The organism is Aestuariibacter sp. GS-14, from assembly GCF_006494365.1.
GTDB classification, from domain to species: Bacteria; Pseudomonadota; Gammaproteobacteria; order Enterobacterales; family Alteromonadaceae; genus Alteromonas; species Alteromonas mangrovi.
On sequence record NZ_VHIP01000013.1, the window covers coordinates 61,767 to 80,234 of the forward strand.

An 18,468-nucleotide genomic window follows, 5' to 3' on the forward strand; every position below is an offset into this window, starting at 1 on the left:
AGAACATTTATGTCATCCCCGCTACTAGAGCGCCTTTTTAAACTACAGGCACATGGCACAACCGTAAAAACCGAAGTGATTGCTGGCCTAACCACCTTTGCTGCCATGTCGTATATTTTGGTGGTAAACCCGGGCATTCTGGGCCTGAGCGGTATGCCCGCAGCCGGACTGATCACCGTTACTGCGCTGGCTGCCTGTTTGGGCACACTGCTAATGGCGTTTATGACAAACTACCCCATCGCCCTGGCGCCCGGCATGGGATTGAACGCGTTTTTCGCATTCACCATCTGCATGACGCGTGAAATTCCCTGGGAAGCGGCATTGGGTATTGTATTTTGGAACGGTGTGCTGTTTTTATTGCTCACGCTCACCGGCGTAAGAACGCTCATAGCAGAAGCTATTCCCCCTTCACTTAAAATTGGTGTGCAGTGCGGTATTGGCTTGTTCATCGCGTTTATTGGGTTGAAAAACGCGGGGTTAATTGTGGCCAACCCGGCTACCTTCGTTACCATTGGTGATTTGTCTAACCCCGCTGTAATGCTGGCCCTGGCGGGTATTCTGCTCACAGTGGTACTGGTGATGAAGCGGGTAACCGGCGGTATTCTTATCTCTATCGTCTTGCTCACATTAATCGGCACACTCATTCCAACCGAAAATGGTGCGTTAACGGCCACGCCGGAAGCCATTGTGGGCATGCCCGAACCCATCAGCGACACCTGGTTTGCCATGGATATCATGTACCCGCTGGAACACTTTGCCGAAACCTGGGATCTGATCTTTGCCCTGATGTTCGTGAATATGTTCGATACCATAGGCACACTGATTGGTGTATCGCGTCGTGCCAATCTACTCGATAATGAAGGCAAGCTGCCTAAAATCGGTAGCGCCATGACCGCAGATGCCACCGCCAGTGTGGTTGGTGCTGCATTGGGTACCTCACCAGTGACCAGCTATGTTGAATCTGCCGCTGGCGCGTCTGCCGGTGGCCGAACCGGGCTGACCGCCATTGTGGTAGCCATCTGCTTCCTGCTTGCGCTGTTTTTAACGCCATTAATGAAAGTGATCCCATTGATGGCGACTACACCCGCATTGGTCATGGTAGGCATTTTGATGATGGAATCCATTCGTCATCTGGAGTTTGACGATCTGGGCGCTACCGCCACTGCCGTAGTGGCGCTGATGGCGATGCCGCTTACGTTTAGTATTAGTGAAGGGATCGCACTGGGTTTTATTACCTATGTAGGGGTAAAACTCGGTGCTGGTAAATACAAGGAAATCAGCCTGATCACTTACTTGTTAGCCGCTGTATTCATATTGCGTTACTTATTAGGCTTATAAACCAACATACAACAACGGGGCATTTTGCCCCGTTGTATTTATTCCTTTTTTTATTGTGGTATCACAATGGAAAATGGGTTTGCCAGTGACGCGCGATTTGCTCGCGGGTACACAACCAAACGTTGTCGTGACCTTGCACATATTCCACAAAACGCTTTAATGCAGCGAACCGGGCTGGCCGTCCTACAATGCGATTGTGTAATCCAATCGACAACATTTTAGGTTGCGTGGCGCCTTCTTCGTATAGCACATCAAAAGCATCTTTAAGATAGGTAAAAAACTGATCCCCACTGTTAAACCCCTGTGGCGTGCCAAACCGCATATCATTGGTATCCAGCGTATAGGGCACTATCAGCAAAGGTTTACTGTAGTGTTTATCGTAATAGGGTAAATCATCCGCGTAGGAATCCGCGCAATATAAAATGTCATCGCGCTCGGCTAATAATGCCAGTGTATTGGGGCTGGTTCTGCCGGTATACCAACCCGCGGGCTTTTTGCCAGTGAGTTGTTCGTGCAATGCAACGGAAGCTTCCATTTGGGCGCGTTCTTCTTCCAGTGGCATAGACTGATAATGAATCCAGCGCATAGCATGACTGGCAATTTCCCAGTCGGCATCCAGCATGGCTTTTAATGCCTCAGGATGACGTTGTAGTGCCATCGTCACCGCAAATACGGTAACCGGAATGTTGGCTTCAGTGAACAATTTGTGCAATCGCCAGAACCCGGCACGACTGCCGTATTCATAAATCGATTCCATGCTGAGGTGGCGGTCCGGATAAGGTTGCGCGCCAATGATTTCCGACAAAAAGATTTCCGAATGGGAATCGCCATGCAGCACACAGTTTTCACCGCCCTCCTCGTAGTTCAATACAAATTGAACGGCGATACGCGCGTTCCCTGGCCATGCAGGATGAGGGGGATTCGCACCGTACCCTACTAAATCGCGTGGATAATCACTCATTCTGCTGTCTCCAGATATTTTTGTGGCACGGCCAGCCCACAGCCGGTAAGTACCAGACGCACCAGCTCTCTGGTGGCATCATCAAAATCAGCCCGCTTCATGGTTTTACCCCGCAAACTGCTGATTTGGGCAGAGAAGTCGGCGTAATGCTGGGTACAGGCCCAGATATGGAACAACAAATAACTAGGATCCACGGCCTGCATTTTGCCCTGAGTAATCCAGCTTTCTATGATGGCTACCCGGCCATTCATCCAGGCAACGTGCTCGTTGCGGAAAAACTTCGTCAGGTATGGCGCACCATTTAATACTTCCATTGCAAAAATTTTCGAGGCCAGCGGATGCGTGCGCGACATCGTCATCTTCTCAGCAATGTAATCAGCCAGCGAGATGGCGGGGTCGTCCTTACTGGTAACCATGTCGAAACGCGAATTCCACAACGCCATAATGTCCTGCAACAGCGCAACATACAGTCCTTGTTTAGATTTGAAATAGTACAGTATGTTGGTTTTGGGCAACCCTGCTTCATCTGCAATCTGTTGCACCGATGTTCCCTTAAAGCCGTGTGTAGCAAAGGCTTTCTCAGCTGCACTAAGAATATTTCGCTTATTCTTAGCCCCAATGCTGCCTTCCATTTTTGATTTGCTTACCATCGATACCACTTTTTTTAATTAATCTGGTTCACACCCAGCAAAATCCTGACCAAGTAGTCATCATTTTTGCATTGATTTGTATTCTGTTCCAGCCAATGCCAGGCGCTCTTTTATGTTACCGCTGAATCGTATCATACATTTAAGACAAGTTTATCGATATAAATTACCTTGCAGCACGCGTCTGACCAGTAATTCACCCAAAAAATCTGACCAAGTGGTCTACTTTTTGAATGGATTATGCTTATAATATTCAACAATTTCTGGGGAATGCATCCTCACACCGTGGCCCGGAGCCAGCAATGATAGAATTTTTACTTAATAATGAAAGGGTTAGCCTGGAAGAATGTGACTCAGGTATATCCGTGCAGCAGTATCTACGCCAGCAACACAGGTTAACTGGCACAAAAGAAGGCTGTGCCGCGGGCGATTGTGGTGCATGCACGATCGTTCTTGGTGAAATTACCACAAATGATAACGCCATCGCCTACCGTTCAGTGAACAGTTGTATCACCCTGGTGGCGAATTTACACGGCAAACAAGTGCTCACCGTTGAGCATCTGGCAAAAGGTAATCAATTACACCCGGTGCAACAGGCTTTGGTGGATCACCACGGCAGTCAGTGCGGTTTTTGTACGCCGGGCATTGTGATGTCAATGTTCTCGTTGTATCACACTGACATACAACCCAGCCGGGAGGCAGTTAACAAAGCACTGTCAGGCAATTTGTGCCGTTGTACGGGATATCGCCCCATTATCGATGCCACCACGGAAGTGTGTGAAAACCGTCAGCCAGATCAATTCAATGCGGCTGAGCAGCAAACGCTGGCAATATTAAAAGAAATCCGGCACAAGCACGTTGATGTATTTGCCAATCGGGTTCATTTGCCTGACTCGCGGCAAGCCATGGCGATATTACTGGCAGCGAACCCATCCGCCCGTTTGGTGGGTGGCAGCACAGATTTGGCGCTGGAAGCCACGCAGCAGTTAAAAACGTTACCTGTACTTATTAGTACGCAGCGCATGCAGGATTGCAGGCAAATTACCATTTCCGACGATACCATTTCAGTGGGCGCGGCGCTCCCACTTAGCTACATTGAAGCGGTGCTGGTTGAGCATTTTCCAGCGTTGCATGAACTGATTGAACGCTTCGCTTCGCTCCCCATTCGCAACCAGGCTACCCTGGGCGGAAACGTCGCCAACGCCTCGCCCATTGGCGATATGCCACCGGTACTGCTGGCGTTGAACGCCTGTATTGAAGCTGACAATGGCACAACTACACGAATAATTCCGGCCAGCGAGTTTTTTACCGGTTATCGCCAAACCCAGTTAATTCAGGGTGAATGGATCAAAGCAATCCATTTCCCGCGTCTGAGTCCCAATACCCATTTGCGCGCTTATAAAGTCTCCAAGCGTCACGAAGACGATATTTCCGCCGTGTGCGCCGTGTTCGCCGTCACCATTGAAAACGATGTGATAACCGCCATTGCATCCGGCTTTGGTGGTGTTGCCGCCACGCCGGTAAGTTGTAATGAACTTGCCATCCAGTTAATGGGTAAATCCTGGCAGGACGAACACGTTAGAAAACGTGGTCAACACATTCTGATGGCGGCGTTTAACCCCATTGATGACGTACGAGCCTCTGCATCCTACCGCAAACAGGTGTTGGGTAATTTGTGGCAACGATTCTGGTTTGAAACCCAGTCTGACCTGCTAGTTTCCACACGGGTTCCACATTATGCGTAAACTAATAGACCAACCACAACATCAAACCAGTGACTCACCCCTGCTGAAGTCTTCAAAACATGAAAGCGCGGTGCGTCAGGTGGCGGGTAATGCCCGCTATGTCGATGATATTCCGGTGCCAGCCAATATCGCCTATGCCTGCGTAGGTATTACTCAGGTAGCAAGCGGCACATTATCGGCATTGGATTTAACAGCGGTTAAACACGCTCCTGGTGTGATTGATGTCATTACGATTGATGACATTCCAGGTCACACAGATATCGGACCGGTGTTTGAAGGCGATCCGATTCTGCTGGACGGCGAGATTAAATTCCATGGCCAACCGGTATTCGCGGTACTGGCCGGTACTGAAGAGCAGGCCCGCTACGCAGCAACACTGGCCACCATGGACATCGCTCCAGCCAGCGCAATCCTGACGGTTGATCAGGCTTTGGCCGTCAACAGCACAGTTAGACCGCCCCATGCGTTTGGTCAGGGCGACGCAGGTGCTGCGCTCGAACAAGCGCCGGTGACTGCACAAGGGCATCTCAGTATTGGGGGACAGGAGCATTTGTATCTGGAGGGTCAGGTTAGCCTGGCGTTGCCGGAAGAAGAAGATCGCGTGATGATTTATACCTCCAGTCAGCACCCCAGTGAAGTGCAAAAACTGGTTGCAGAAGTACTAGGGGTAAAACTACACAAAGTCACGGTAGACATGCGCCGAATGGGCGGCGGTTTTGGCGGTAAAGAGTCACAAGCTGCCCAATGGGCATGTTTGGCGGCAGTGTTTGCAATGCGTCAGCGCCGCGCTGTAAAAATGCGGCTACCGCGTGCACTGGATATGCAGGTTACCGGCAAGCGTCATCCGTTTGAAAACAGCTATAACATTGGTTTTGATAGCGAAGGTAACATGCTGGGGGCAGAGATTACCGTAAATGGCAACTGCGGAAATTCACCAGATTTGTCTGACGCTATAGTCGATCGCGCTATGTTTCATGTAGACAATGCCTATCAATTGGGTGCTACGGCGATCACTGGCAACCGATTGAAGACGCACATGGTATCGCACACCGCGTTTCGCGGATTCGGCGGGCCCCAGGGCATGATCATGGCCGAATTAATGATGGATGTAATCGCGCGTCGCACCGGGTTAGATCCGTTAACCGTGCGTATGCAAAACCTCTACAGCGAAGCAAAGGGCCTTACCACCCCGTATGGAATGACGCTGGAACAAAACATTCTCCCTGAGTTGATTTCACAATTGGCAAACAGCAGTCAGTACTGGCAGCGCAGAGAAGAGGTCATTGCATTTAACCGCCACAGTCCCATTATCAAAAAAGGGCTGGCTCTCACGCCGGTAAAATTTGGTATTTCGTTTACTGCCAAACACCTGAATCAAGCCGGTGCGCTCATTCACCTGTACACCGACGGGAGTATTCAGGTAAATCACGGCGGCACCGAAATGGGTCAGGGTTTACATACCAAAATTGGCCAGATCGTAGCCCATGAATTTGGGGTTGAACTGGACAATATTGAAGTCACCGCCACACGCACCGACAAAGTGCCCAATACCTCGCCCACTGCCGCTTCCAGTGGTACCGATTTAAATGGTAAAGCCGCACAAAATGCCTGCTTAACCTTAAAGGCGCGATTGGCGGCGTTATTTGCTGATACCTATCAGGTTTCAGCCGATGCGGTGACGTTCGCCAACGGTTATGTTAGTGCAGGCGAACACGCTGTTGCATTTGCCGACGTGATTCAGCAAGCTTACATGGCGCGAATTTCGCTGTCGGCAACCGGTTATTACCGCACGCCGAAAATTTTTTACGACAGAGAAAAAGGCAGTGGCCGCCCGTTCTTCTATTTCGCCAACGGTGCAGCGGTATCTGAAGTAAGTGTAGACACCCTGACCGGCGAATACACGGTAGACGCAGTAGACATCCTCCACGACGTAGGTACCAGCCTCAATCCAGCTATCGACAGAGGCCAGATTGAGGGGGGCTTTATTCAGGGTATGGGCTGGGTGACCACTGAAGACTTGCGCTGGGATAACAACGGCAAGCTCATCAGTAACAATCTGGCCACCTATAAAATTCCCGCAGTGGGCGATACGCCTGCTCACTTCAACGTGGCCCTGTTTGACCGCCCGAATAATGAAGACAGTATCTATCATTCCAAAGCAGTGGGTGAACCCCCTTTTATGCTGGCGATCTCAGTGTGGTGCGCCATTAAAGATGCGGTAGCCAGTCTGGCAGATTACCAACAGGACCCCGATATTGCAGTCCCCGCCACACCGGAGCGTGTGCTCGAGGCCATTACAGCTCTCACGGAGAACCAGGATGCATAAGCCAGAATACCTCCTGCCAATCCCAAACTGGCAGATTCAGCGCTGGTATGAAGCCGTGAATCACTGCGAAAGTGCGGCCGAACCTTATGCACTGATCACAGTACTCACCACAGCGGGTTCAACCCCTCGCGATCAGGGCACTAAAATGGTGGTTACCCCCGACCGTCAGTATGACACCATCGGCGGTGGACACCTTGAATTTAAAGCCATTGAGTTAGCGCGTAAAGCACTGGTAGACGCCACACAGCAACGTAGAAACCAGCAAACTCTGCATTCATTTCCCCTTGCCAGCACCCTTGGCCAATGTTGTGGTGGTGCGGTAAAACTACTCATTGAAACCCATGTGAGTCATCAACAGGTGATTGCTCTGTTTGGGGCGGGCCATGTGGCGCAGGCGCTGGTACCGATTCTGGCCCAGTTACCCGTGCAAATTCGTTGGATTGATAATCGCGAAGCCCTTACCCCTAAGCAAATGCTACCGTCGAACACAACGTTTACACTGGACGATACCCCCGCGGGTGAAATCGCCCTGCTTCCCACTGATAGCTGGGTAATTATCATGACCCACGATCACCAGCTCGACTTTGAACTGGCTGAGAAAGCACTGAAACGACAGGATTTGCCTTATGTAGGCATGATAGGCTCCGACACCAAAGCCAGACGCTTTCATCAACGGTTGCTGGCTAAAGGCGTTGCGCAATCCAGACTTGATGACTTTATTACTCCAATAGGCGAACTGTCAGTACCCGGCAAATTGCCCATTGAAGTTGCGGTATCGGTAAGTGCGCAAATTATTCAACGCCTGCACAAACGCGACACACTGTCGCAAGCACACCACGCACAACAGGAAACGTATGACGCTTGAACAACTGAATTCATTGCCGGCGCAGGACGCTTACCAGTGGTTTGAAACCACCTGCAGCGCGTCAAACTGGTGTAAAAAAATGGCTGAGCAGCGCCCCTATAGCAGTATAAATGCGCTGAAAGACACGGCCAAAACACTGTGGGCAACAATGGAAAAAGCCGACTATCTGGAAGCGTTTGAAGGCCATCCGATGATCGGCGACGTAAACAGCTTGCGGGCAAAATATGCCAATACCCAGGCAACAGCCGCGTCGGAACAACAAGGCACGCAGCAAGCCAGCGAAGCAACCCTGCAGCAGTTGCACGAACTGAATCACGCCTATAAACACAAACACGGCTTTATTTTTATTATTTGTGCAACGGGATTAAGTGCAGAGACGATGCTCAATGCACTGAAAGCCAGATTACCTAACGACACCCAAACCGAGTTAGATAACGCTGCCGCGCAACAAATTAATATTACATTACTGCGTATCGACAAGGGTCTTACCCCATCGAACCAAGCAGGATAACCAAAAGGATTGCCAATAGGAAACCATCATGATCAGCTTATCCAGCCACGTATTAGACACCACATCCGGTAAGCCGGTTGCCGGTTTACCGGTTACGCTTACCTGCCCCAATGGCGCACAGGTAACCGTTGAAACCAACGCCGATGGCCGCTGTAAAGAATGGCCGCGCATTGCCTTTGAGGACGGCACCTATCAACTGCGCTTTCATTGTGAGCGCTACCTCATCAATACACATGGCGCGTCTTTCTACCCCTTTGTGGATATACATTTTTCAATGACGTCTTCAGGCAAGCACTACCATGTGCCCTTGTTAATTTCGCCCTTTGGCTTTAGCAGTTACCGGGGTAGCTAGTGTCTCAAAAGCAACTCATTCGCGGCGCCGTTCATCATTTTCCGGTGGCCACTACACAGTATCACGCTGACATCGAACAGTTTCGCGACGGTGCGCTGTTAATCGAGGGCGGCAACATTGCGGGTGTCGGGCACTATGATGCCTTACGCGCATTACATCCGGATGTGCCGGTAACAGATTACCGGGATTGTTTGATATTGCCGGGTTTTATTGATACACACCTGCACTTTCCGCAAACCGAAATCATTGCCAAATATGGTGAACAATTACTTACCTGGCTGGAAAATTACACCTTTCCGGCTGAGCGCCAGTTCAGTGATTGCGACTTCGCCACTAAAATGGCAGAGGTGTTTTTAACCGAATGCCTGAAGAACGGTACAACAACGGGTATGGTCTACACCAGTGTGCACAAGGCATCGGCGGAAGCGTTATTTCACGCCGCAAGCCAGCGCAATATGCTAACCATCGCCGGAAAAGTTTGCATGGACAGGCACTGCCCACCCTGGTTGCAGGATACCGCCGCATCGGCACAGGCTGACAGTGCCGCGTTGATTAATGACTGGCACGGCAAAGGCCGCAATTATTATGCGCTTACTCCGCGCTTTGCCCCCACCAGCTCGCCCGAACAAATGGCAGCGCTGGGAGAGCTGGCACAGCAGTACAAAGATGTGTTTATTCAAACTCACTTGTCGGAAAATCACGATGAAATTGCCTGGGTGAAGACCCTGTATCCCGATTGTGAAGACTATCTGGCGGTATACGAGAAATACCACATGGTGCGCCAGCGCGCGGTATACGGCCACTGTATTCACTTGTCTGACAGTGAATGGCAGCGCATGGGTGCGCAAGGCGCGATTGCCGCTTTTTGCCCTACATCCAATCTATTTCTTGGCAGTGGGTTGTTTGATATGGCCAAAGCAAATCAGTATAACGTGCCGGTTACACTGGCTACCGATGTAGGCGGCGGCACCAGCTTTAATATGCTGAAAACCCTTGGCGAAGCCTACAAAATTTGTCAGTTGCAACAATACAAATTGTCGGCTCTGGAAGGCTTATACAAACTCACTCAGGGCGCGGCGGTGAGCCTGGGCCTGAGCGATAAAATAGGTAACTTTAACACCGGCAGCGATGCCGACTTTGTGGTACTAAACCCGCGATTCGATACCCTTACTGCACTGCGCGTGAGCGATCCTACTCAGGCAGAGGATGCCTTATTTGCACTCACCATGCTGGGAGACGATCGCGCCACAGTGGCCACCTGGGTGGCAGGAAAACCCGTTTATCAACAACAGGAGTGTACGCATGCCATGGCTTGATTGGCTGTCTTTATTTGTTCGCTGGTTCCATGTGATTGCCGGGGTAGCCTGGATAGGTGCGTCATTTTATTTTATCTGGCTCGACAACAACCTGGATACGCCGCCCGAATGGAAGAAAAAGCAAGGGATCAAAGGCGATTTATGGGCCGTGCATGGCGGTGGCTTTTACGAAGTTGCCAAATACGCTTATGGCCCGCAAACCATGCCGGAAAAACTTCACTGGTTTAAATGGGAAGCCTACTCTACCTGGTTAAGTGGTATTGCCCTGCTGGTGATCGTGTATTACTTCGCTGCAGCAGCCTATTTGATTGATCCCGGCGTAATGGCCATGAGCGAAGCACAAGCCATTATACGCGGTATTACATTAATTGCCGTTGGTGCCGTGCTATACGAAATCGCCTGCCGCACCAAACTGGCTAACTATCCCAGGGTGTTTGCTATTGCGTTGGTGATACTGCTGGTAGTGGTAAGTTATCTGGCCACGCACTGGTTTAGTGGGCGCGGCGCCTATATTCATGTGGGAGCACTTATTGGTACCATCATGGTGGCAAACGTGTGGCTGAATATTATGCCAGCGCAACGCAAAATGGTGCATGCTGTCGCTCATCAACAGCCCATCGACCCCGCTTGGGGAGCAGGCGCGAAACTGCGTTCTGTTCACAACAATTACCTGACGTTGCCGATCTTGTTCATTATGATCAGCAACCACTACCCAATGACCTATCAGCATCCACAAAACTGGCTGGTGCTGGTAGCGCTGATGGCAGTAGCAGCCTGGATTAGACACTTTTTTAACCTACGCCACCTAGGGCAGGTTAAGCCGTCAATTCTGATCTCTGGTGCAATCGCCATGTTGGCGATTGCGTTCTGGGTGTCACAACCCCGGGCGGTTGATGCGGGTAAAGCAGCTAACCAAAATACAGAAGCCAGTTCAGTTACAATAAGCAGTACGTCGTTGCAACCGGACACTGAACTGGATAAACAGGTAATGGCACTGGTGGAAACACATTGCCAGGGGTGTCACTCAAGCGCCCCCGCCGATGACATATTCAGAGTAGCGCCACTGGGGGTAAAGTTTGATAATTGGGAACAAATTACCCGTCAGGCACCACAGCTGGTAAACCGCACCACTGTGACCCGGGATATGCCATTTTTGAACAAAACCAACATGACTGATGAAGAGCGGGCAGTAATAGCCCAATGGGCTGCGCAACGCTAAAACTTAAATACCCTATTGTACCGCCCGCCGGTGGCTGTCACACAGGTGGGCGTACTGTTCATATTACTCACAAACCGTTGGTTTCTTTACCGCTTTTACTTCGTACATCCCCTGATCGGCTTGCTCTATCCAGCCCTGAATATCTTCAAACTGAGGCTGCCATTGGGAAACTCCCACAGAGCAGTGAATACTGATTAATTCACACTCTTCATTCTGAACCTGAACAGGTTCGGCGAACACCCGATGTAATACCGTTTCGGCATCCTCTTTAGTTGTGTCGCGCAATAACAACAAAAATTCATCGCCCCCATAACGCCCCACTATATCGTTTTCGCGCATGGTACTGGTAAGACGCTCAGACAATGCCTTCAGAGCCAGATCTCCGACGTTATGACCGTAGGTGTCGTTGATCCCCTTAAAATCATCCAAATCAATGAACGCCAGAGTCGAAGTAGTTCTGTCTGAAATGCGGGATAATCGATTGTGCTCTTCCTCAAGCCTACGCAAACACTCGCGGCGATTATCTATGCCGGTTAATCCATCGGTACGCGATAACACGTTGAGTTTATGATTAGCAGACTTTAGCGCCTCGTTAAGCTGTTTGTCTTTGCTGATATCGTCTGCGGTAACCACCACACTGGTGATATTTCCAGTCAGGTCACGGATCAACTGCCCGCGCTCCCGAATGTATCTCATTGTGCCATCGTCGCGCATGATCCGGTATTCGTGTACCCACGGCTCGTTCAGGCCTTTTTGGTATTGTTGTTGTATGCGGTGACGGTCGGCAACGTGAATATGCCGAATAAAACTGGTAGGGTCGTCAAACATTTCCTTCCCTGCCCGCCCCCATATATGGGTATATCCTTCATTCAGGTAGATCAGGTGCCTTAAGTCGGGCGTAGCCACCCACACAACCATGCGATCAGAGAGGGCACTAACGATTAAACGAAACGTTTCCTGTGACTGCTGATACCGAGCCTCAAAGCGCTTTTTCTCATCAATATCTTCCACCACGGAGATAAAATACTGTGGTTCACCTCGTTCATTCCTTACCAAGGTAACGGTGAGTTTTCCCCAAATGGTATGCCCGTCGCGGTGAACATACATTTTGTCCATTTGGTAGGAATCATAAAAGCCGTCGATGAGTTCACTTACATGCTGTAAATCGTTATCCAAAAAATCAGGATGTGTGATGTGCTGAAAGTCCAGTTTGATCAATTCTTCAGGGGTATATCCCAGGAAATCACTTAACGCTTTATTTACCCTGATAAAATCGCCAGTGGGGCTGACATGTGCCAGCCCGATACCACATTGTTCAAATGTTGACTGATAAACGTCTGATGGAGCCACTTCTGCCATGAATTCCTCCGCTCTGATGAGCCTGCTACAGAAATATATGTTCTGTAATGTCCTTGGGTTTTTAACGATCCTGTGTTGTATTCTTCACTGCCTGAACACGATAAAGCCTGGCTGCGATAAATGCTTTGCCAGGTTACTTAAGTAATGGAAGCCGAATTAAAAAACACGTACCAGATGGTCCTGTCGACTCCAGTTTCAATTCACCGTTACTTTGTTCAATAATAGCCTTAGATATAGATAATCCCAGCCCGGTACCCAGTCCTACCGCTTTAGTGGTAAAAAACGGATCAAATATGCTGGCCTGAACCCGCTTATCAATGCCGGGACCATTGTCTTTAATTCTGCATTCAATGTGGGATACATCGGCTATCACGTCAATATTGATCTGCCCAGTACCCGGATTAACCGCCTGAATAGCATTAGTCACAATATTAATAATCACCTGCGCAAGCTGATTTGCGTTGGCACTCACCGTTGCGTTTTCCAGTGACGTATCAAAATAAATATCCACAATGTTTTTAGCCTGGGTGCGAATAATAGTGAGTGCCTGGCGGACAACAGCCAGAAAATCGAGCGGCTTAATGGTTTTCTCATCGGGATGTGAGAACGCCTTCAGGTTTTGAATAATGTCGGTTGCCCGTTTCATCCCGTCCAGCGACTCATCAACCAAATCAACGGTATCAGTTAAAATGTAATCCATATCCAGTGCAGTAAATGTGGATTCAAGTTCGCTATTTGCCTTGCTGGCTTGTCTGGCAAACTGCTCAATGCGGGCAACATAGTCGCGTAAACTCGATAGGTTGCTATTGATAAATCCCAGCGGATTATTCAATTCATGGGCAACCCCGGCAGCCAGCTGACCTAACGCGGCCATTTTCTCTTGGTGCACCATGCTGCTTTCAATGCGCGCGCGCTCTTCTAACAAGGCTTCTTTTTCGGTAATTAGGCTACGCTTCTCAAATTGCGATAAGGTATTGGCAACAAATGCACTAAAGGATACAAACACTTCTTCGTATTGCTTGGAAAAAGCGCCAATTCCGCTTTCAGAAATAAGCCAGATATACGCCGCCTGTGCAGTGTTGATTGGATGAATCAGAACAGACTGAGCCTCAGGCAACCACTGCCCCATACTAGCGCGCCACTCAGGGACCAGCTTTACATTCGACAGATTCACGGTTCGTTCAAAAAAATGCTGTAAATCAGGGTATCGCAGTGGTACAGAGTTTCCACGCTTATGGCTTCTGCACACAGGTACTACGGTATTCTGAGCAGCATCGAGGTGCGCGATCAGGATTTGATCACAGGGTAATATATCGCTGATCACATCAAAAAGCCTGGCAAATACTTCGTCGTGGTTTTCGGAACAAAGTATGGCATCCAGACCTTCCAGCATGAGACGGTTAATTTTCTTAAATCGGCTTAGCTGAGCATTTTCATAACTGAGCTGCTGGATTGTTTCGTGGAGCTTTTCAATATCTGTCACGTGTATTCATCCAAACACCGTTGCCGAAATCATCAGGTTACCATGCCTGCTCTTACCATCCGGAAAACAGCCTTGCTCACCAAAGGTAAATGCCACCACAAACGGCAGGCCTTGCGCTTTATTTAGTATAGACCGTTGAATATCGGCCAGTTGATCTTTTACTGCCAGCATGCAACCTCCGCAAAATACCAGCAACAGCGCCTTGGGCTGAGTTTCGTAATTGAGCTCATGGGTTCGCATTGCCACTTCCGCCACTTCCGCCGCCCGCGAAATTAAATTGTGACGCTCGCCATGCATCAGCGTTAATACTTCACCCTCTTTAAGCGTAGCAAACAATTCCAGACTGTTATCGTCGTTAAGTCTGGAAGGGTGACTGAGCAACGAAATAGGATCAGACCGGGTGCCACGATTGCGACCAAGCGGAAAATACGTGCTGTCAGATAAAATGCTGCCCGGTTTGAGCGCGGGCTGCCCAAACCGTTGAAGCCACTGGTTGTAGACATCGCCAGCCGGTTTGCCATCGAGAGTATATAAAACCCGGCCTTCTACAGCCGTTACCGTTGCTTCTGTTGAGGTGGCCGTATACCCCGAGCTGAAGTAACAGGAAATGGGTTCCTCGGTGTACATCACAGCAATAATCAAACCGTTACTGAATAGCTGTGTTCCATCAAACTGCAGCCATTTTCCCTCAATGGCGTTGTCGGCACTGGAGCCACCAAACACCGGTACTGCGTTGCCCAATACGGCCTGCACACCACTTAATACCGCTTCTTCCTGACCGGGCGCCTGTATAATCCATACCAGGCTAGGCATTTGTCCGAGCCGGTTGGCTTTCTGCATGGCAGACACAACCGTGGATTCCGCCAATTCAGACACATTCCCCTTGCCCATATCGCATGACGCTACGCCAATCACTCCCTGAGTTTCAGATATGGTCATCACATGGACATAACTTTCTCCCATGTCGGTACCCAGATTACTCATGGCACCCAAACAACTGGTAGACGCAAGCCAGTTAGCTTTGCCTTTTGCTATTGACGCTAAAGAAGAAATTGCATCAACGTCACCAAAGGCTATATTTAAATCAGCATCGTAAATATTGCTGCTGCGCAATTCATCAGCAAATCGCTGTGTTTCATTTACGCCTATTCGCGTGACTGTTACCTGCATAATACGGACCCCACTAGTGTCACAAAAGTCACCAATGACACATTGTGAACTTGCATTTAATGGTTTACATTGATTTATATAGGTCAATGTCGCTAAACTTGCAAAACAAACTGGTATATATTTTTATAACAAAATGAATGGACGGGCGTTATCTAAAGCAATAAATTAAATTGGCAGGATGCTATTGGAAATAAAGGGCAACTGACAGAGCAAACGTGATGAATGAAAATTACGCAGTATTCATAGATGACGACGAACTCATGCTAAAAGCAATCAGGCGAACTGCAAAACGCCTCTTCGCCGATTGGCATGTGTCGTTGGTTGATACACCACAAGACTGGCGAAAACAGATTGGTCACTCGCCGCCACCGGATATCGTATTTTGCGATTACCGCATGCCAATGGTTACCGGTGCGGAGATTTTAAAAGACATCGCAGACGCATTCCCTTTAGCGATAAGGGTGTTAATTTCCGGCGATATAAGCGACGACGCTATTGTTACCTGCAATAAGGTTGCCCATACGTTACTTGCTAAGCCGTTTACCGATGATCAATTAATTGAGTTTTTGAATCATGTAGCCATACTGAAAACATTGGCGCTATCCGAGCAAGAACGCCGCTTAATATGCCAGTTATCGGATATTCCCGTGTTACCCAATGTTGTAACCCAACTGCGCACTGCTCTGGCCGACAATAGTACTGACTTGCCTCACCTGGCAGCCATTGTCAGGCAGGAGCCGCTTGTCGCTGCGCGTTTACTGCAGATGGCCAATTCAGCGTATTTGGGTTATCACCGCGCAACAGATTCACTTGAAGAAGCCATCGCCCGCATTGGGACCCAGCTTCTGCAGGCCATGATCATGAGCTTTGCTGTAGAAAAAGCAACGGAGCATCTGCTGTCGCCAAAAGCCCATCAGGAGGTGTGCCATTACACCGAACAATACGCTCAACTTTCGCGAAGTGTTATGACTAGACTTAGCAATAATCCACTGTTAAGTGAACGGGTGTTCATTTGCGCTGTACTCAGTGGTATAGGCCGACTCATTATGGCGGCGCTGTCAGAATCTGACCAACATGCCTATGAAGAGTTTTGTAATACCCATCCGCAACCTGCCATGTTGATCAGTGCCTTTTTATTAACGCTGTGGTGTTACCCGGACAATTTACACGAAGAACTACTGAAGGTTCAGACAGGGCCAGTAACAGGCGATACTGATATTGTTCACGTGTTATTGCTTTCTCAGCAGTATCTTTGTCTCGAAAATGAACCTGCACCTTTGCAGGAATGGATAAATAAACTACCACAGCCATATGCTGAAGCGTTTAAATCCGCAGGTAAAACTAAATAGCTAAGCCGAAAGACTGTTGGCAATGACGCGTGTATTAACGTTAACAAGTTCTTTGCTGTTACCTGTAAAAAGCAGCGACTGAGCATCACACATTGCTAACACCGCGCGAATAGAGACGCAGGGCTTGGCTTTAATCAGTTCAGAGAGTGCTCTCTCGTAACGGGGCGTTATAGGTATGGCGACCGGTAGAAAGCTGTCGGCAAAATAGCAGGCGCGCTTTGCGCTAGAGGTAGTTTCCAACAGGATGTTAATGCTGTCTGTTGACAGACACGGCATATCAACCGGTAAAAAAATGGCAGTACCGGAGCACTGCCCGATTAATTGCAGCAGCACATCAGCTATTGCCCGGCCCGGGCCATGCAGAGGAGTGCGTTCCGCAAAGGTACTAAAAGGCCCACCCAGCACGTAATGGTGATGGAGGGGCGCTGTATCCAGCAATTGCCGGGCAGTGTCGAGCATGGCTTGCCCGTTTACACTAACGGTGGCTTTATCTTGCCCCATACGGGACGACAACCCACCAGCCAGAATAAAGCCCAGCTGTCTGTACTGCAATGAAGACGTGTCCTGAATACCGGATACAGCGCACATGATAAAGCCTACATTAGAATTTAGTACCTACCCACACCCACAGTTTATCAGCATCTGCTTTAATGTCACCCGCTGAGTAGTTTGCGTATTTCACACCCAAAGTGAACTTCTCAGCCACTTTGGTGGTGTATTGAACGTTAATTTCACTGCCTAAATCATCCACTGTCGCACTGGCTTCATCAGCATCAAAGTTGTGGTATACAAACAACCAGTTACCGCCTGCAAAGTTTGAAGCTACACTGGCGTAGATATCCTGTAAGCCCTGATTGGGTGTTGCCAGCCATTGATCAGACCAACCATTGAACTTGTGCAACGTGGCAAGTGGCGTAGAGAAGCCATACGCGCCATCGTCAGAACCCAGCAACTCATAACCCAGTTTTGCAGTAATACCAGAAACGGTCGCGCCGCCTTCCAGCAGCAAGTAGCTTGCAGAAAAATCCGTAGTGGCAGTTTCACTTGATTGCTGGGCGAATTCAGCGCTGTATAACCATTTAACTGAATCTGCCTGATAAGCACCACTGTAACTCACGCCATACGTATCCAGGCTGTTCTCAGTGTCGTTATCCACTTCCAGTAAATAGGCATAGGCAGTGAGTTTGCCTGCACCCGTTTTGTAGCTCACATTCAGTAAATGATCGCTTGAATCCAGATCAGCCGCTTCAGCAAAAATACGGTTGCGCTGGGTCAGGTAAGCGTAAAATGCTGTCAGTTTTTCATTGGCCTGATAGTTCACAGAAATGGCATCAAATGTTTGCCAGTCCTGACGCCAGCCTACGTGACCAACAAAACGGTGGCCATCCAGAGCAATGATTTGACGACCGGCTTTTACTGTTACACCATCGCCCTGATATTGCACATAGCCCTGGTTCAGCTCAGTGGTTTCCGGATCAGCAATAACGGCATATTTGCCTGTGTTGTATCCAGCTGGCCCTACAGTGTAATCACCCTGCCCCATTACAATACGCACATCTTCCAGATCAGCTTTAAATGAAAACCCTTTGTAGCTGCCCGACTCATAGCTCAGTAAAGTGCGCAGCGTCAGTGCACTGGCATCTTCCACGTTATCCTGCGATACCCCTTCGTAACGCAGGTTAAAATCTGCAGACGCTTTGGAAGCAGATAAGGCTTCGTACCAGCCCTCGGCTGATGCCGCTGGTGCCACTGCTGCGGCAACGAGTAAAGAAAGTACTGCACGTTTGGTTGAAAAAGTAGTCGTGTTCATAGTGTTTTCCTAAATTC

The 18,468-nt window shown here is 49.3% G+C and carries 16 protein-coding genes; 9 read left to right on the forward strand and 7 right to left on the reverse strand.

Translation table 11 applies throughout. The annotated features are described in order from the left end of the window. Positions 1-9: 9 nt before the first annotated feature. Complete coding sequence (locus FJ444_RS17025; protein WP_140960306.1) at positions 10-1,338, forward strand: NCS2 family permease; 1,329 nt, start codon at positions 10-12, stop codon at positions 1,336-1,338. 61 nt (positions 1,339-1,399) lie between these two features. On the opposite strand, the gene puuE is transcribed toward FJ444_RS17025, so the two are convergent. Then, positions 1,400-2,299 carry an allantoinase PuuE gene (puuE, locus tag FJ444_RS17030; protein ID WP_140960308.1) on the reverse strand — a complete coding sequence of 300 codons (900 nt, stop codon included), beginning with the start codon at positions 2,297-2,299 and terminating at the stop codon, positions 1,400-1,402. After that, entirely contained in the window at positions 2,296-2,949 is a 654-nt protein-coding gene (locus FJ444_RS17035) for a TetR family transcriptional regulator C-terminal domain-containing protein (RefSeq protein WP_140960310.1), read from the reverse strand. The genes puuE and FJ444_RS17035 overlap by 4 nt, the downstream gene beginning before the upstream one ends. Before the next feature lie 299 nt (positions 2,950-3,248). Between FJ444_RS17035 and xdhA the strand changes: the two genes are divergently transcribed. From xdhA to FJ444_RS17070, 7 genes are read left to right on the forward strand one after another with little or no spacing between them, the layout of a single operon-like run. Next, the gene (gene xdhA / locus FJ444_RS17040) at positions 3,249-4,691 is read left to right on the forward strand and encodes a xanthine dehydrogenase small subunit (protein ID WP_140960312.1); all 1,443 of its coding nucleotides are present in this window, start codon (positions 3,249-3,251) and stop codon (positions 4,689-4,691) included. Then, positions 4,684-7,017: a xanthine dehydrogenase molybdopterin binding subunit gene (xdhB, locus tag FJ444_RS17045; RefSeq protein ID WP_140960314.1), complete on the forward strand. Its 2,334-nt coding sequence runs from the start codon at positions 4,684-4,686 to the stop codon at positions 7,015-7,017. Before xdhA ends, xdhB begins: the two co-directional genes overlap by 8 nt. Beyond that, on the forward strand, positions 7,010-7,882 hold the full coding sequence (gene xdhC / locus FJ444_RS17050; protein WP_140960316.1) for a xanthine dehydrogenase accessory protein XdhC: 873 nt from the start codon (positions 7,010-7,012) through the stop codon (positions 7,880-7,882). Before xdhB ends, xdhC begins: the two co-directional genes overlap by 8 nt. Beyond that, on the forward strand, positions 7,872-8,393 hold the full coding sequence (gene uraD / locus FJ444_RS17055) for a 2-oxo-4-hydroxy-4-carboxy-5-ureidoimidazoline decarboxylase (protein ID WP_140960318.1): 522 nt from the start codon (positions 7,872-7,874) through the stop codon (positions 8,391-8,393). The genes xdhC and uraD overlap by 11 nt, the downstream gene beginning before the upstream one ends. Before the next feature lie 28 nt (positions 8,394-8,421). Beyond that, positions 8,422-8,745: a hydroxyisourate hydrolase gene (uraH, locus tag FJ444_RS17060; protein ID WP_140960320.1), complete on the forward strand. Its 324-nt coding sequence runs from the start codon at positions 8,422-8,424 to the stop codon at positions 8,743-8,745. After that, positions 8,745-10,061 carry a guanine deaminase gene (guaD, locus tag FJ444_RS17065; RefSeq protein WP_255439279.1) on the forward strand — a complete coding sequence of 439 codons (1,317 nt, stop codon included), beginning with the start codon at positions 8,745-8,747 and terminating at the stop codon, positions 10,059-10,061. Before uraH ends, guaD begins: the two co-directional genes overlap by 1 nt. After that, positions 10,048-11,280: a urate hydroxylase PuuD gene (locus tag FJ444_RS17070; protein WP_140960322.1), complete on the forward strand. Its 1,233-nt coding sequence runs from the start codon at positions 10,048-10,050 to the stop codon at positions 11,278-11,280. The genes guaD and FJ444_RS17070 overlap by 14 nt, the downstream gene beginning before the upstream one ends. Positions 11,281-11,343: 63 nt before the next feature. Here FJ444_RS17070 and FJ444_RS17075 read toward each other — a convergent pair whose 3' ends face one another. From FJ444_RS17075 to FJ444_RS17085, 3 genes are all read right to left on the reverse strand, one after another. Beyond that, on the reverse strand, positions 11,344-12,639 hold the full coding sequence (locus FJ444_RS17075) for a diguanylate cyclase (protein WP_140960324.1): 1,296 nt from the start codon (positions 12,637-12,639) through the stop codon (positions 11,344-11,346). A gap of 133 nt (positions 12,640-12,772) precedes the next feature. Further along, entirely contained in the window at positions 12,773-14,122 is a 1,350-nt protein-coding gene (locus FJ444_RS17080) for a sensor histidine kinase (RefSeq protein ID WP_140960326.1), read from the reverse strand. A gap of 6 nt (positions 14,123-14,128) precedes the next feature. Next, on the reverse strand, positions 14,129-15,292 hold the full coding sequence (locus tag FJ444_RS17085) for an FIST signal transduction protein (protein ID WP_140960328.1): 1,164 nt from the start codon (positions 15,290-15,292) through the stop codon (positions 14,129-14,131). 218 nt (positions 15,293-15,510) lie between these two features. Here FJ444_RS17085 and FJ444_RS17090 point away from each other — a divergent pair, with 218 nt between their 5' ends. Then, entirely contained in the window at positions 15,511-16,641 is a 1,131-nt protein-coding gene (locus tag FJ444_RS17090) for an HDOD domain-containing protein (protein WP_140960330.1), read from the forward strand. On the opposite strand, the gene FJ444_RS17095 is transcribed toward FJ444_RS17090, so the two are convergent. Beyond that, the gene (locus FJ444_RS17095; RefSeq protein WP_140960332.1) at positions 16,642-17,229 is read right to left on the reverse strand and encodes a molybdenum cofactor guanylyltransferase; all 588 of its coding nucleotides are present in this window, start codon (positions 17,227-17,229) and stop codon (positions 16,642-16,644) included. It abuts the gene before it with no gap. Positions 17,230-17,242: 13 nt separating this feature from the next. Further along, positions 17,243-18,451, reverse strand: a complete 1,209-nt coding sequence (locus tag FJ444_RS17100) for an alginate export family protein (protein WP_140960334.1) — start codon at positions 18,449-18,451, stop codon at positions 17,243-17,245. Positions 18,452-18,468: the final 17 nt, after the last annotated feature.

Bases quoted from the DNA above. Each gene is read 5' to 3' on its own strand.
- FJ444_RS17025 (WP_140960306.1), top strand. From the start codon at position 10: ATGTCATCCCCGCTACTAGAGCGCCTTTTTAAACTACAGGCACATGGC.
- puuE (WP_140960308.1), bottom strand. From the start codon at position 2,299: ATGAGTGATTATCCACGCGATTTAGTAGGGTACGGTGCGAATCCCCCT.
- FJ444_RS17035 (WP_140960310.1), bottom strand. From the start codon at position 2,949: ATGGTAAGCAAATCAAAAATGGAAGGCAGCATTGGGGCTAAGAATAAG.
- xdhA (WP_140960312.1), top strand. From the start codon at position 3,249: ATGATAGAATTTTTACTTAATAATGAAAGGGTTAGCCTGGAAGAATGT.
- xdhB (WP_140960314.1), top strand. From the start codon at position 4,684: ATGCGTAAACTAATAGACCAACCACAACATCAAACCAGTGACTCACCC.
- xdhC (WP_140960316.1), top strand. From the start codon at position 7,010: ATGCATAAGCCAGAATACCTCCTGCCAATCCCAAACTGGCAGATTCAG.
- uraD (WP_140960318.1), top strand. From the start codon at position 7,872: ATGACGCTTGAACAACTGAATTCATTGCCGGCGCAGGACGCTTACCAG.
- uraH (WP_140960320.1), top strand. From the start codon at position 8,422: ATGATCAGCTTATCCAGCCACGTATTAGACACCACATCCGGTAAGCCG.
- FJ444_RS17070 (WP_140960322.1), top strand. From the start codon at position 10,048: ATGCCATGGCTTGATTGGCTGTCTTTATTTGTTCGCTGGTTCCATGTG.
- FJ444_RS17075 (WP_140960324.1), bottom strand. From the start codon at position 12,639: ATGGCAGAAGTGGCTCCATCAGACGTTTATCAGTCAACATTTGAACAA.
- FJ444_RS17085 (WP_140960328.1), bottom strand. From the start codon at position 15,292: ATGCAGGTAACAGTCACGCGAATAGGCGTAAATGAAACACAGCGATTT.
- FJ444_RS17090 (WP_140960330.1), top strand. From the start codon at position 15,511: ATGAATGAAAATTACGCAGTATTCATAGATGACGACGAACTCATGCTA.
- FJ444_RS17095 (WP_140960332.1), bottom strand. From the start codon at position 17,229: ATGTGCGCTGTATCCGGTATTCAGGACACGTCTTCATTGCAGTACAGA.
- FJ444_RS17100 (WP_140960334.1), bottom strand. From the start codon at position 18,451: ATGAACACGACTACTTTTTCAACCAAACGTGCAGTACTTTCTTTACTC.